Raw genomic sequence first — 13,558 nt, 5'->3', positions numbered from 1 at the left:
CTGACACAATGTGATACAACAACGCAACAGGGATTTAACTAAATGCAGACACTACAGACCACCAGCCTGCGGGTAAGCGAAAATCAGCTCTTTATTCTTGACCAGCAGGCTCTACCGCAGGAGAAACGCTGGCTGGCGGCGGATAACGTGGCGCTGCTGGTGGACCACATTCACGCCCTGCGGGTGCGCGGCGCGCCGTTGATTGGTCTTTCCGCCAGCCTGCTGCTGGCGCTGTTGGGGAAGCGAGGTCTGACCCGCGATGAACTTTCTCAGGCGCTGGAGACGCTGCGCGCGGCGCGTCCGACGGCGGTAAACCTGATGAATAATCTCGATCGCATGAAGCTGGCGCTGGCGGAAGAGGACTATCCCCAGGCGCTGGAAGCGGAAGCGCTGCGCCTGATCGAAGAAGATAAACAGCTTTGCGCCCATATTGCCGAAGCGGGCAGCGCGCTGGTCACGCCGGGCAGCCGCCTGTTAACCCACTGTAATACCGGCGGTCTGGCGACGGCGGGGGTGGGTACCGCGCTGGGGGTGATTGCGCTGGCGCACGAGCAGGGGAAAGTGGCGAACGTATGGGTGGATGAAACGCGTCCTCTGTTACAGGGCGGACGCCTCACCGCCTGGGAGTTGGGTGAGCTGGGCGTGCCGTATCGACTGATCACCGATTCGATGGCCGCCAGCCTGATGGCGCAGGGAGAGGTCGATGCGGTTTGGGTCGGCGCTGACCGTATTGCGGCCAACGGCGATGTGGCGAATAAAATCGGCACCTATTCGCTGGCGGTGCTGGCGAAGTATCACCAGATCCCGTTTTACGTGGCTGCGCCACAGACCACCCTTGACCGTCATTGCCCGAACGGCGCGGCGATCCCTATTGAACAGCGGGCGGCGGCGGAAGTGACCGGCGTGGCCGGCAGCTTTGGCGCGGTGCAGTGGGCACCGAAAGACGCGGCGGTCTACAACCCAGCGTTTGACGTGACGCCTGCGGCGCTGATTAGCGGCTGGGTGCTGGATACTGGCGTGGTGACCCCGGCGCAGGTTGCAGCCGGGGCGTTTGCGGCAGAAAAAGCTTAAGTTAAAACGCGAAGCGGCCTCCAGGGCTTCGCGTCCGTTGATGGATAAAGCGCACCTCTCTCAATTGCCCGGTGGCGGCTAGCGCCTAACCGGGCCTACGATACTGTCATCTGCATCACGCGAAGCTACCCCCATAGCTTTGCGTTCAACTTATGGCAGCACCATCTCTACCGCCGGAGCGGACTGCCGGTCGATATGCTGACCCAGCGCCGTCAGCGCCGCCTGGTAAGGGCACAGCGTCCCGACATCAGTCGTCTGGCAACCCGACTGACGCCACTCCTGGCGCAGCATCGGGTGCTGGCTGTCTGGCGTTTGCAGACGGCGTAAATCGTCCAGACTTTGCGCCTGGAAATAGACGCGCAGGTAGCGCTCACCATTTTGGCTATCGCGCCAGCGTTCCAGCACCAGGCTGCTGCCCGGCGGGATATTACCCCGGCTGTATCCCGGTAGCTGCCAGCTAAAATCCATCAGCGTGCGCACCATGGCGATATTGGTATCGTGGGCCACCAGCAGCAGCCAGCGCACGTTCGGCGTTGCGTCTTCTTTTACCCCTTCAAGCATGGCGTTGAGCAGAATCGACCCGCGTTTTTGCGCGGTATAAAAAACGTCGTTGCTCAGGTCGTAGTTCTCCGTCAGCAGCGGCAGCAGGGCGGTTATCTGGCTGGCGCGGGTGATGTTGCCCCACGCCAGCTGGCTGAGCGGCAGGTTTTCGCTCCAGCCCAGGCGCAGCGTCTCGACCATATTAGCCATCACGCTCAGCCCGCTAATCGACGTTTTGCCGCTTTTGCTCTGCTCGACCTGCCACGGCAGCTCGAACACCGGGCAGGGCTTATCGGGAACGCAGACCGCGTTTTTCAGTAGCTGAATTGCCGGAGCCAGCGCCTGCCGACGTTTTGCCAGATCTCCGGCTTTCGCTTTCACCTCCGCCAACTGGCGAGCGGGGTCGGTTTGCGTGGCGGCAAACTTATCGGTCTGAAACAGCGGGTCGGCGTCGGTGCTGACGTGATGAATCTCTACGCCGCAGCCGGGAAATGCGCCATCAACCAGCGCTTGTGCGGTGGCTCGCGTGCGCTGCAAGGGGCTGGCGCGAACGTAAATCTCCCCGCTCGCCGGGCAGCCCGTCGCCAGCAGGCCGAGCTGCCGATAGTGTGCGCCTTCTTCGCGGCCTTTATTCACTACCGCGGCATAGCCATGTCCGGTCAATTCGCCGTCGTGAGTTGCCCACTGAGTCCACGGGCGCTGGGTTGCCGCTTCGATGGCCTCACGGTTGCCTGGCGTTGGCGGGCGAATACCATGGCGGCTGAGTTCAACCACTTTTTCCAGTTGATATTGCGCAGCAGCGTGGCCCGGGGCCGCCAGCAGCGGCAGGGCACAGGCAAGCAGCAGGCGTAGCAAAACCTGATGTCGTACAGGCATCATAAGATCTTCCTTATGGTTAAAGGGTTATGAAGAGAATGAAGTCTGACGTTCTATCGCGTGTCGCCTGGCGACAATCGCGGCGGTGGTAAAACAGAATAGCGCGGACATCAGGCCGGTGCCCACCCAAAACAGCGACAGCGTACTGAAGTCGTATAGCGTTTTGCCGTTTTCAATAATCGCCGTTTTGTCGATGATTATCCCGGTCAGAAACTCGCCGAGGCCGGCCCCCGCGTAGCTGGCGATACCGATGGTGCCGAGCGCTGCGCCTGCGGCTTTGCGTGACGAAATATCAACAGCAATCAGTCCACCAAGGAAGCAGGTCAATGCGCCGATGGTGGCACCGAAGATAATCATCGCCACAATATCGGTGTAGTAGCCGTGCGGCGACCAGAGCATGAGCGCAAAGCCTGCAGTGTTGAGCAGGCTGATAAACCCGGCCATCACGCTGCGGTTACGCGGGAAAAAACGGTCGGAGAGCATCCCGGCGATAATGGTTCCGGCAATCCCGGCGATAGCGTTGACCCCGACAATGCCCGAGGCCTCCAGGGTGGAATAGCCTTTATCCTGCTCGAGGAAAAAGATCCCCCACGAGTTCACCGCATAGCGGTCGATATACATAAACGCCGAGGCTAGCGCCAGCGTCCACAAGGCCGGATTGCGCAGCGCCAGCAGCTGGTTTTTAAACACCGAGCCACGCGCTTCGGTCTCCTCCAGCGGTTCATCGCGAATCACGTTAATCGACGGAAAGCCGCTGCTTTGCGGGGAGTCGCGCATGAACAGCAGCATTAGCGCCACCCCGGCAGCGCCGAGCGCGGCGGTCGAGAGATAGCCCATCTGCCAGCCGAATCCGGCAATCACCGCCGCGATCACCATGTAAGTCATCGCTTCGCCGATGTTATGCGCCGTCGACCAGATGGCGTAAAAGGTGCCTCTTTCTTTACGGCCGTACCAGCGCGCCAGTGATACCACGCACGGGCCGACGCCCATCGACTGCGCCCAGCCGTTGATCCCCCAGAAGATAGCCAGCAGCATGGCGTTGCTGGTCATCCCCATCATCAGGTTCATCCCAGCGCTGAGCAGCAGTCCGAGGCTCATATAGCGCACCACGTTGGCATGGTCGGCGATAAAACCGTTCACCAGCTTGCCGATGGCGTAGCTAAAAAACAGCGTTGAGCCGATCATACCAAGCTCGGTCGGAGTGATGCCAAGCTCAACCAGTGCGCTTTTGGCGACGGTAAACGACAGTCGGCACACGTAGAACGTGACGTACGCCAGGGTCATGGCAATAAAGGTTTGCCAGCGCACAAAACGAAAACGTTTCTCATCAAATTGCACGCCTGCTTTGGGCGGTAAGGCCCGAAAAAACGCAATAATTCCAGACATTGTGTTATCTCCGAAGGTCGGAGGCCTGACTGATTAGTGTGGTTCATCCTTGAGGGTAAATTGTCGTTGTGTAGAGTACATAATCAGATAAAGCCTGACCCCATACGGGTTAAGGTAATGGGTGGCAAAGCATGTTTTTTAATTGTGGGTAGAGCGTTTTACTGGCCAGCAGCAGCGGGTTGCCATTGCGAATGCCATCCGCTGCCAGGTAGTCATTGGTGAGGCCGCCTGCTTCGCGCATCAGCACCAGTCCCGGCAGGCCATCCCACGGGTTCATATGCGGTTCGTAGTAGCCGATTAAGCGTCCCGCCGCCGCCCATGCGCTCATTAATGCCCCGGAGCCGTTGCGGATAAACATGCCGCCGTCGCTGAGCAACGCATCGAGGAAAGGCAGGAAGAGAGCAGGCGTCACGCGGTGCGACGTGCCGACGCCCATGACTCCCTCTTTGACCGTGGCTGCCGGATGCGGCGTGATAGGCGCGTCATTGAGCCACGCGCCCTGGCCTTTCAGAGCGTGGAACAGCTCGCGATGGTTGGGGTCGTACACCACGCCGATAACCGGTTCGCCGTCGGCGACGATAGCCAGCGAAAGACACCAGGTATGCAGGCCGTTAAGAAAGCAGCTGGTGCCGTCGATAGGATCGACCACCCACAGCACGCGAGCGTCGGGCATCTGCGTTCCGCTCTCCTCGCCAAGAAAACCATCCTGCGGGAACGCGCTGATAATGCGTTGCTTAACAAACTCTTCGACCCGCTTATCGGCGACGCTGACCACGTCCTGTAGATCATTGCCTTTATGATCTACCGCCAGCCGATCGCGCTGTTGATAGTATTCGAAAGCCAGTTCCGCACCGGCCTTAGCCAGCTCGCAGGCCAGGCGATAGCGGGCTTGCAGAGCGTCTGATTCCAGAGGTTTCATGCTTATTCTCCATTTTGCACACGTGTGCATTTTGCGTGTAAAAAATAGCCCCGAAGGGCGAAATGAGTGTGGAGGGATCTTAAAGATTATTCTGTGATCGCATCTGCATAAAATGAAATTTTCATTTTGCGCTTTGACGAATGATTAATTTCACTGGTACTTCGCGGTGGCGCGAGGGCAGGCTGAATTTGGCGATCCTGGTGACCAGTAGATCCACCGCGTGATGGGCGAGCAGGGCGGTATTCTGCTGCACGGTGGTGAGCTGGTAGGGTTGCCAGTCGGCCTGAGGGATATCATCGAAGCCAATAATCGCCGGCAGGGGCGCGGAGGGGTTATCTGCCCGCAGGCCATCCAGCGCGCCGAGCGCCAGCATGTCAGTGGCGCAAAATAGTGCCTGGAGCTGCGGATGTTCGGCGAGCAGCTGCCTGGCGGCGGCAAAGCCTGCCTGATAACCGCCGCTTTCGCAGAAATGCGCAGCAACGTCCATACCTTGAGTATGGGCGACAAACGCTTCGTAGCGCTGCCGGGTGCTGAAGTTATCCAGACTTTCGCCAATAAACCCGGCCTGTTGCCACTGACGCTGGGTAAATAAATCGGCGACCAGTTTCGCTCCCTGGGCGTTATCGCTGCAAACGCGGTCGCAGCCGGTTAAGTCGGCGTGACGGTTGATAAGCGTCACCGGGATTTTTCGCTCCAGATACTCTTCCGCCAGCGACAGCGGCGGTGCCCCGGAGGTGATAATGACCCCTGCGACGTGGTAGCTCAGCAGCTGTTTAAGCGACGGGGCAAGCTGCTGCGGATCGTCGGCGTTCATCAGCAGCGGCATAAAGCCGTTGAGCGCTAGCTGGTGAACCAGCGGCGACAGCAGCTTGCTGCGAAACGGGTTATCAAATCCGGCGGTGACGATGCCGATAAAATTGCTGCTACCGGTAATCATCGTGCGGGCGATGATATTGACCTGATAGCCGAGCGTTTCCGCAGCGGCGAGAACTTTCTGCCGGGTTTTATCCGCTACCGACGCGCCGGGCGTAAAAGTGCGGGAAACCGCCGAACGAGAGACGCCTGCGAGTCGGGCAACGTCCTCAGCCTTAATCCATTTTTTTTCGCTCATAGTGTCAGGGTACGGGTTGTTCTCAGGGAGCCAATGCCGACTCTGGAGCCCATCGTCGGCATAGAAAAGTAGTAAGAAGGTACCACATAAATCCCCGGGCGAGCAGAGGGTTGGCGCTCTTTCCCTGTCAGCTTTTGATATATATTATTCCTAATCATTTATTTCACTAAGCATTGTAATAATATGGATATGTGTGCGACTAAAATAAAAATTCTTTATAAAACAAAAAGCTAAACTCTCTTTTTTTAGCATATTCATGTGACGCATAAGTTATGCTATCTGCGTTATGGACAGCAATTATTTCCGCAAGATAGTTTTATCTGCATTACCAGGGGTGAATATAGATATTGTTCGATTTGTAACTTGCGGAGTAAAACCAGTGGCAAGAAACCATTTTTTGCGTATTTCCGGCGCGGCGATATTAACTATGCTGGCGTTGCCTTCCTTATCTACGGCCTATGCGGCCAATGTTAAAATCGTTATCAACCAGTCGCCATGGCTCGATGGCTTTAAAAAAACGGTCGAAAAATATAATCAAGACACCGGAAATAACGTCAGTATCGATGCGGTACCCTACGGCGGATTACTCGATAAAATTCGCAGTTCGGTGCGGGCGAAGGAGGGGGTCTATGATATCACTATGATAGATATCAACTGGTTAGGTGAGTTCTATGGTGGCGGTTTTTTGACGCCGATTAAAAGCATTGAGGCCGATTATCGCCTGCCTGAGCAGGTGCTGACATTTGGCGATGCGCTTTATTGGGACAATGCGCGCAAGGTTTTCAATAAACAATCCGGCGATCTCTATACCTTCCCGGTTACCGCGAATCCGCAGTTGTTTTATTATCGCAAAGATATTTACCAGAAGGCCGGACTGACCCCACCGAAAACCTGGGAAGAGTTAACCGAGAATACAAAAAAACTGCATCAGCCGCCGAGACAATATGGTTTTTTGATTCGCTGTGGTCCGCAGGATATCGTTTTTGATATTTCCCCCTTCCTGCTCTCTGCTGGTGGTGGGATATTTAAGGATCCGCGCGAAGGTGATTTTAATATTATCCTCAATAGCCCGGAAACGTTGCGTGGGCTTAAATACTATATCGCCATAGCAAAAGCCGGTTACAGCAATCCAGGTGCGTTAACCCAAGGAGAATTAATTCAGCTTTTCGCCACCGGGAAAGCCGCGCAGGCGAATATTGTGGCGGCGGCCCGGGGCCCGCTGAGCAATCCGGATAGCTCTATCGTCACGGATAAGTATGGCGTCACGGTTATTCCTCACCCCGCTGGAGCGAAGGGTGTTTATGCCGCAGGACACTGGGTCGGCGGTATCCCACAGAATATTCCGGCGGCAAACAAGCAGGCGGCGCTGGATTTCTTCAAATGGTATGAAGAACAGGCCAGTCAGGTATATCTGTATGAATCTGGCGGTGTGCCGGTACGTTCCGACCTGGTGGGCGTTGCAAAAGACCCGCTCAACTTCTTACCTGCGCTGACGGAAGCGACCGCCGAGGCGCAGATTATTAGCCCGGTTAAGGAGTCCGCCCAGATCAACGCGCTGCTGGGGCTCCAGCTTTACAAAGCGCTAAGTGGTGAACAGTCGGCGGAGAAGGCGCTGAATACCGCCGCACATCAGGTGTATCAGCTGCTGTCGGCGGCGGGTTATCAAACGCAGCTTCCGCCGGATCTGCCTGATGATGCCGCGAGCAAAGGATAATCGCTATGTCTGGACAACCGCTCTCCGTGCCCCGGTCCATAGCCCATTCGCGGTATCAACGTCGTGACTGGTGGCCGTGGCTAGCATTGACGCCGCTGATTGTCATTATTGCCGCGTTGATGGTTACCCCAGTGATCCATCTTTTCAGCCTGATCACCCAGGAGGTGAGCTGGCAGGATGGACGCGCCGTCACCCGGTTTGTCGGACTGGATAATATTCGCGCTTTTCTCGTCAATCCCTACTACTGGCCGGGGCTGGTCAATACGCTGGCGTTTTCCGTTATTGCCGTGACGCTGCAAGTTGTTATCGGTTTTGCGCTGGCGCTGGCGGTTAACGATATGAAGAAAGAGCCGCGTTTACTGACTACCATCCTGCTGCTGCCGATTGTGATTTCTCCCATCGTAATCGGTGCGATGTGGCGACTGATCCTCAACAACGACTCTGGGGTGCTTAACGTGGTGCTGAGCCAACTGGATATCACGCCGCCTGACTGGCTGGGAACACCATCGCTGGCGTTTCTATCGGTGATTGTAGTTGATGTCTGGCACTGGACGCCGTTTTCCTTCCTGTTGCTGCTTGCGGGCCTGAAGGCGTTGCCCCGCGAGGTGCTGGAGGCTGCCCAACTGGATGGTTGCAGCCGCTGGCAGCGCCTGCGTTTCGTTATTTTACCCATGATGTGGCCAGCGTTATTGATAACCCTGATGCTGCGCATCATCTTCTCGTTCAAGGTCTTTGATGAAATCTATCTGCTGACCAAAGGCGGGCCAGGCACTGCCACCGAGATGGTCAGCTACTCCATTTATCGCGCCTTTTTTATTGAGGACCGTGAGGGGCTGGGAGCAGTGATGTCCCTGTTTACCTTCTTCATTATTGCTCTGCTGCTGGTGGTATTGATGAGCCTACGTAAGCGGAGGATAAGCTGATGCTGCTATCGCTACGCGGGCGCGCCCGGTTGTTTACGGCTGGTCGTGGCGCCGCAATCACGTTGTACGCCGTGCTGGTGCTGTTTCCTTTTATCTGGTTATTGAGCACCGCATTTAAAAAGCAAATCGATATTCTGCTCGCCCGTTTTGTGTTTACGCCGACGCTGAATACTTTGCGTGAGCTGTTATTCGACCCCGGCTCGATGTTTAGCGCTTATTTCGTCAACAGCGTGGTGATTACGCTGACCACGACCGCGATTATCGTCGCCGTGACGCTGTTTTCCGCCTACGCGCTAACCACCGTACGTAAGCTGCCTCCCGCGTTAGGGGCGGTTCTGCTTGGCTGGTGCCTGCTGTTCAACCTTTTGCCGGTGGTGACCTTCGTGGGTTCCTGGTTCAATCTTTTTCGCCAGTTGGGCCTCTACGACACGCGGATTGCCATCATTATCGCCAGCGTGGCCGCCTGGCTACCCATGGCGCTCTGGCTGGGCGTGACGTTTGCCCGCGAGATCCCCAAAGAGCTGCTGGATGCCGCCAGCGTTGACGGCTGTAGCCACTGGCAACGCTTTCGCTACGTTTTCGTACCACTGATTAGATCCGGTATGACCGCAACGACGATTCTGGTGCTGCTGTTTGTGTGGAATGACTTTCCGATAGCGTTAATTCTCAGTTCGGAGCAGGCGCGAACTCTGCCCGTATACATCACTGCTTTTTCGCAAAATGAACAGATTCGCTATGCGGAAATGGCCTCTTCATCCCTGCTGGTTTCGATTCCGGTACTGCTGCTGCTCGTGGTGGGCCAGCGCTTTATCGTCAAAGGATTACTGTCCGGCGCGGTGAAGGCATGACATTAAAAAGGAAAATCCAATGAGCGCGGTTGCAATCGAAAGCGTCAATAAGAAATACGGCAACGTCACGGTCTTGCAGAATATCGATCTGCATATTGAAAAGCGGGAGTTTATTGTCCTCGTCGGGCCTTCCGGCTGCGGAAAATCCACACTATTACGGATGATCGCCGGGCTGGAGGAAGTTGAGAATGGGCGAATTTTGCTCCAGGGGAGCGATATCAATGAGATACCTGCCAGCGAGCGCGATATTGCCATGGTTTTCCAGAGCTATGCGCTTTATCCGCATATGAGCGTGGCGGAGAACATGGGCTTTTCGCTGAAGATCAAAGGAGTGAAAAAGCAGGAAATTACCGGGCGGGTTAACGCTACTGCCGAAGCGCTACAGCTTACGCCGCTGCTGGCGCGTCATCCGCGTGAGCTCTCCGGTGGTCAGCGCCAGCGGGTGGCAATAGGTCGGGCGATGGTGCGCAACCCCGAGGTCTTTTTGTTCGATGAGCCGCTGTCGAACCTCGATGCCAAGCTGCGGGTGGATATGCGCCTTGAGATCAAAAAACTCCACCAACAGCTGGACGCCACGATGGTCTACGTGACCCACGATCAGATAGAAGCGATGACCCTCGCCGATCGGATCGCCATTATGAATCAGGGGCGTATTGAACAAGTGGCGACCCCGCTGGAGCTGTACGACCAGCCGCGTAACCTGTTTGTTGCCTCATTTATTGGTTCGCCGGAGATCAACCGCGTAGCCGGTCGCATTTCTGACGATGGCGAAGGTTTTGTCAGCGATTCCGGTCTGCTTCTGCCGCTGGCGGATAACCTGGCACATCTTGCCGGAAGGGCGCTGATTTACGCCATCCGACCGGAGCACTTTGTCCTCAATTCTGCTGATGGTTTGCCTGCTGAGGTTGACGTTACCGAGCCCACCGGTGTGGAAACCCTGATCAACGCCCGTCTGGGCGGCGAAACCCTGACTTGCACCTTCCGCCAGCGGCTTGAACTCCAGCCGGGCGATAGCATCCGTCTGCTGCCGGATGTTCGCCACATTCACCTGTTTGATGCCGAAAGCGGCGAAAGAATTCCCCTGACTAAGGAGCAATAATGCGTACCGTCTTCCTGCTGTTTGATTCACTGAACCGTCTGGCTCTGTCGCCTTACGGCGGCCAGCATGTGCCAACACCGAACTTTGACCGTCTGGCGCGGCACTCAGTGGCGTTCGATCGCCACTATGTCGGCAGCATGCCGTGTATGCCCGCCAGACGCGATATGCAGACCGGTCGCCTGAGTTTTTTGCACCGTAGTTGGGGGCCGCTAGAGCCCTTTGATAACTCTTTCCCTGAGCTGTTGTATCAGCAGGGGGTCTACAGCCATCTGATCACCGATCATAACCACTATTTCGAAGATGGCGGCGCGACCTATCATAACCGTTATGATTCGTTTGAGTTTATTCGCGGCCAGGAGGGCGACCCGTGGAAGGCGATGGTGCAGCCGCACTGGGAGCGCCTGCGGGAAAAATACCATCCCTCGCAGTTTTCAAACGGACGGCGGGATTTAAAAGCGCGCAATATCATCAACCGGGAGTATATCCGCGAAGAGAAAGACTTTCCCTCGGTGCAATGCTTTGCCCGTGGCCTGGAGTTTCTGGATACTAACCGTCATGCCGACAACTGGTTCCTACAAATTGAAACCTTCGATCCGCATGAGCCATTTACCGCCCCGGAGCGTTTTTATAATGTGATTAACACCGACTGGACCGGGCCGGTTCTTGACTGGCCGCGCTATGGTCGCGTCGATGAATTACCGGAAGAGGGCGAGGAACTTCGCGCCAATTACTATCGGCTAATTGCGCTGTGCGATTCGCTGCTTGGCGATGTGCTGGATTATTTTGATCAACACGACCTGTGGAAAGATACCGCACTGGTGCTTTCCACCGACCACGGTTTCCTGCTGGGCGAGCATGACTTTTGGGCGAAAAACCGCATGAATATGTACGAGGAGGTGGCGCATATTCCGCTGTTTATTCACCATCCTGAGTACGCGCACTTTGCCGGGCAGCGCAGGCAGGCTCTGACTCAGACGCCTGACCTTGCCGCCACCTTCCTTGATATTCACGGCGCGAAAAGGCCGGCGGAGATGCAAGGACACTCGCTGCTGCCGGTTGTGGCGCAGGATCGGGCGCTACGGGAGGGTATTCTCTTTGGTTATTTCGGCGGGGCGGTCAACGTGACCGATGGCCGCTATACCTACCACCGCTACCCGGAAAACCTCAGCGAGCAGGAGATTTACCAATACACGCTGATGCCGACGCATATCACCGCGCGTTTTAGCACCGAAGAGCTGGCGGATACCACGCTGGCTGCACCTTTCCCCTTCACCAAAGGTGTTCCACTGCTGAAAGTGCCGGTTATCGATACCTCGCCGATGTATAACAACTACGGCCCGGGGTCGCTCCTGGAAAAAGAGACCCGCCTGTACGACCTGGCTGAGGACCCGGGGCAGCTCGCCCCGCTGTACGACCCGGTGGTTGAGCAGCAGCTTAGCGAGTTAATGGGTGATCTGATGGCGAAAAACGATGCGCCGCCGGAAGCATTTGAGCGGCTGGGGTTAGCGCCCCAGGATGTTTCTTCCGAGGTTTAACCCACGGAGCGACAGCCCGCAGACATGCGGGCCATAAACAGTAAGCGATAGCCCATGAATCAGCCGAATATTTTATGGATATGTACCGACCAGCAGCGTTGGGATACGCTTTCCTGCCTCGGGACGCCCGGCGCACAGACGCCGCACATTGATAACCTTGCCGCTGCCGGAGTGCTGTTTGAACGCGCCTATGTGCAAAGTCCAATCTGTACCCCCAGCCGGGCATCTTTTCTGACCGGAATGTATCCGATTGCGCATCAAATACAGCGCAACGGCAACCGCCGCTTTCCCGAGCACCTGCATCTGTTGCCTCGTTCATTTCAGCAGGCGGGATATCGCACCGGGCTGATTGGTAAGTTGCATCTTTCCGCCAGCCAGCACGGCGTAGAGCAGCGCCCCGACGATGGCTACGATGAGTTTTACTGGAGCCAACACCCGCACCCGGACTGGTCGGAGGGCCACGATTATCAGACATGGTTGGAAGAGAAAGGCGTCGATCCGCAGGCGCTATACGCCCACGCGCAGGGCGCGATTTATCCGGGAGTTGAGGCGGAATTTCACCAGACCACCTGGGCGACAGAGCGGGCGCGGGAATTTATCTCCCGCCATCAGCAGTCGCCGTGGTTCCTCAGCATTAACCTCTACGATCCGCATCCGCCGTTTGACCCGCCGCAGGCGTATTTGCAGCGTATTGATGCGGATGCCATTCGCCCACCGCTGTTTGCCGAAAGCGATCTGGCCCATCAGGCGCGCTTTCCGCGGGTCGACCAGCAGACCAAAAAGGCTGTCAATCCGAACGTGGCGGTAGAGGGGGAAAGCCTGCAAGGCAGCCATGACACGCCGCCGGAATCCTGGGATGCGAAGGCCATTCGCGCGGCCTATTTCGCCATGATAGCTCAGATAGACGATTTGGTCGGCAGCCTGACCTCGCTGCTTGATGAGAGCGGGCAGCGGCAGAATACGCTGGTTATCTTTATGAGCGATCACGGAGAGATGCTGGGCGATCACGGCCTACTCTACAAAGGCTGCCGCTTTTATGAAGGGCTGGTGCACGTGCCACTGATCGTTTCGTGGCCGCAGCGTTTCGCGCCGCAGAGGCGCTCGAATGCCTTAGTCGAGCTGGTAGATATTCCAGCGACGCTGCTGGAGAGTGCTGGGCTACCGATACCCGCGCAGAACCAGGGACTGTCACTGTACGCTTTGCTCAATGGCGACAGCGCGCTGCATCAGCATAAGCCCTATGTGCTGAGCGAATATTTTGACGCGCTTGGCTTTCCCGGCAGCATCGGTTCGCGCGGCAGTATGTATTTTGATGGCCGCTATAAGCTGAATGTTTATCACGATGCTGAAGAGGGGGAGCTGTTTGATTTAGATAACGATCCGCATGAATTTCATGACCACTGGCACGACCCGAAGTTTAAGCCGCTCAAGGCGCAGCTTATCCAGCAGCATTTTTCCGCCATGATGAAGGTGAGCGGCGCAGGGCCGGAGCGCATCAGTGATTTTTAGCCCGGCAGATTAACCCGCCGGGTGTTT

Annotated in this window: 11 protein-coding genes; 7 read left to right on the top strand and 4 right to left on the bottom strand. The window is 56.6% G+C overall.

What is annotated here, in order from left to right; translation table 11 throughout:
• Positions 1–42 precede the first annotated feature (42 nt).
• On the top strand, positions 43–1,071 hold the full coding sequence (mtnA, locus tag HV213_RS20480) for an S-methyl-5-thioribose-1-phosphate isomerase (RefSeq protein WP_181483091.1): 1,029 nt from the start codon (positions 43–45) through the stop codon (positions 1,069–1,071).
• A 150-nt stretch (positions 1,072–1,221) separates the two neighbouring features.
• Here the strand turns inward: mtnA and HV213_RS20475 are convergent, their stop codons facing one another.
• From HV213_RS20475 to HV213_RS20460, 4 genes are all read right to left on the bottom strand, one after another.
• The gene (locus HV213_RS20475; RefSeq protein WP_181483090.1) at positions 1,222–2,490 is read right to left on the bottom strand and encodes a histidine-type phosphatase; all 1,269 of its coding nucleotides are present in this window, start codon (positions 2,488–2,490) and stop codon (positions 1,222–1,224) included.
• A gap of 24 nt (positions 2,491–2,514) precedes the next feature.
• The gene (locus HV213_RS20470; RefSeq protein WP_181483089.1) at positions 2,515–3,873 is read right to left on the bottom strand and encodes an MFS transporter; all 1,359 of its coding nucleotides are present in this window, start codon (positions 3,871–3,873) and stop codon (positions 2,515–2,517) included.
• Between the two features lie 109 nt (positions 3,874–3,982).
• The gene (locus HV213_RS20465; protein ID WP_181483088.1) at positions 3,983–4,792 is read right to left on the bottom strand and encodes an inositol monophosphatase family protein; all 810 of its coding nucleotides are present in this window, start codon (positions 4,790–4,792) and stop codon (positions 3,983–3,985) included.
• Between the two features lie 121 nt (positions 4,793–4,913).
• Positions 4,914–5,903: a LacI family DNA-binding transcriptional regulator gene (locus HV213_RS20460; RefSeq protein ID WP_181483087.1), complete on the bottom strand. Its 990-nt coding sequence runs from the start codon at positions 5,901–5,903 to the stop codon at positions 4,914–4,916.
• Positions 5,904–6,282: 379 nt separating this feature from the next.
• Between HV213_RS20460 and HV213_RS20455 the strand changes: the two genes are divergently transcribed.
• Genes HV213_RS20455 through HV213_RS20430 form a run of 6 tightly spaced genes read left to right on the top strand, consistent with a single transcriptional unit; the run spans position 6,283 to position 13,531 of the window.
• Positions 6,283–7,617 carry an extracellular solute-binding protein gene (locus tag HV213_RS20455; protein WP_181483086.1) on the top strand — a complete coding sequence of 445 codons (1,335 nt, stop codon included), beginning with the start codon at positions 6,283–6,285 and terminating at the stop codon, positions 7,615–7,617.
• A gap of 5 nt (positions 7,618–7,622) precedes the next feature.
• Positions 7,623–8,540 carry a carbohydrate ABC transporter permease gene (locus tag HV213_RS20450; protein ID WP_181483085.1) on the top strand — a complete coding sequence of 306 codons (918 nt, stop codon included), beginning with the start codon at positions 7,623–7,625 and terminating at the stop codon, positions 8,538–8,540.
• Complete coding sequence (locus HV213_RS20445; RefSeq protein WP_110273298.1) at positions 8,540–9,388, top strand: carbohydrate ABC transporter permease; 849 nt, start codon at positions 8,540–8,542, stop codon at positions 9,386–9,388. Before HV213_RS20450 ends, HV213_RS20445 begins: the two co-directional genes overlap by 1 nt.
• A gap of 19 nt (positions 9,389–9,407) precedes the next feature.
• Positions 9,408–10,487 (top strand): ABC transporter ATP-binding protein, encoded by a 1,080-nt coding sequence (locus HV213_RS20440; protein ID WP_181483084.1) that lies wholly within the window; start codon positions 9,408–9,410, stop codon positions 10,485–10,487.
• Positions 10,487–12,022, top strand: a complete 1,536-nt coding sequence (locus HV213_RS20435; protein WP_181483083.1) for a sulfatase — start codon at positions 10,487–10,489, stop codon at positions 12,020–12,022. Before HV213_RS20440 ends, HV213_RS20435 begins: the two co-directional genes overlap by 1 nt.
• Positions 12,023–12,076: 54 nt before the next feature.
• A complete protein-coding gene (locus HV213_RS20430) occupies positions 12,077–13,531 on the top strand; it encodes a sulfatase family protein (RefSeq protein ID WP_181483082.1) in 1,455 nt (484 codons plus the stop codon).
• Positions 13,532–13,558: the final 27 nt, after the last annotated feature.

Origin of the sequence: Klebsiella sp. RHBSTW-00484, assembly GCF_013705725.1 — a bacterium.
In the GTDB taxonomy this organism is placed as follows: domain Bacteria; phylum Pseudomonadota; class Gammaproteobacteria; order Enterobacterales; family Enterobacteriaceae; genus Klebsiella.
This window is presented reverse-complemented; position numbering and strand designations above follow the sequence as displayed.

Excerpts from the sequence above, each read along its gene's own strand:
- mtnA (WP_181483091.1), top strand. The coding sequence starts at position 43 with ATGCAGACACTACAGACCACCAGCCTGCGGGTAAGCGAAAATCAGCTC.
- HV213_RS20475 (WP_181483090.1), bottom strand. The coding sequence starts at position 2,490 with ATGATGCCTGTACGACATCAGGTTTTGCTACGCCTGCTGCTTGCCTGT.
- HV213_RS20470 (WP_181483089.1), bottom strand. The coding sequence starts at position 3,873 with ATGTCTGGAATTATTGCGTTTTTTCGGGCCTTACCGCCCAAAGCAGGC.
- HV213_RS20465 (WP_181483088.1), bottom strand. The coding sequence starts at position 4,792 with ATGAAACCTCTGGAATCAGACGCTCTGCAAGCCCGCTATCGCCTGGCC.
- HV213_RS20460 (WP_181483087.1), bottom strand. The coding sequence starts at position 5,903 with ATGAGCGAAAAAAAATGGATTAAGGCTGAGGACGTTGCCCGACTCGCA.
- HV213_RS20450 (WP_181483085.1), top strand. The coding sequence starts at position 7,623 with ATGTCTGGACAACCGCTCTCCGTGCCCCGGTCCATAGCCCATTCGCGG.
- HV213_RS20445 (WP_110273298.1), top strand. The coding sequence starts at position 8,540 with ATGCTGCTATCGCTACGCGGGCGCGCCCGGTTGTTTACGGCTGGTCGT.
- HV213_RS20440 (WP_181483084.1), top strand. The coding sequence starts at position 9,408 with ATGAGCGCGGTTGCAATCGAAAGCGTCAATAAGAAATACGGCAACGTC.
- HV213_RS20435 (WP_181483083.1), top strand. The coding sequence starts at position 10,487 with ATGCGTACCGTCTTCCTGCTGTTTGATTCACTGAACCGTCTGGCTCTG.
- HV213_RS20430 (WP_181483082.1), top strand. The coding sequence starts at position 12,077 with ATGAATCAGCCGAATATTTTATGGATATGTACCGACCAGCAGCGTTGG.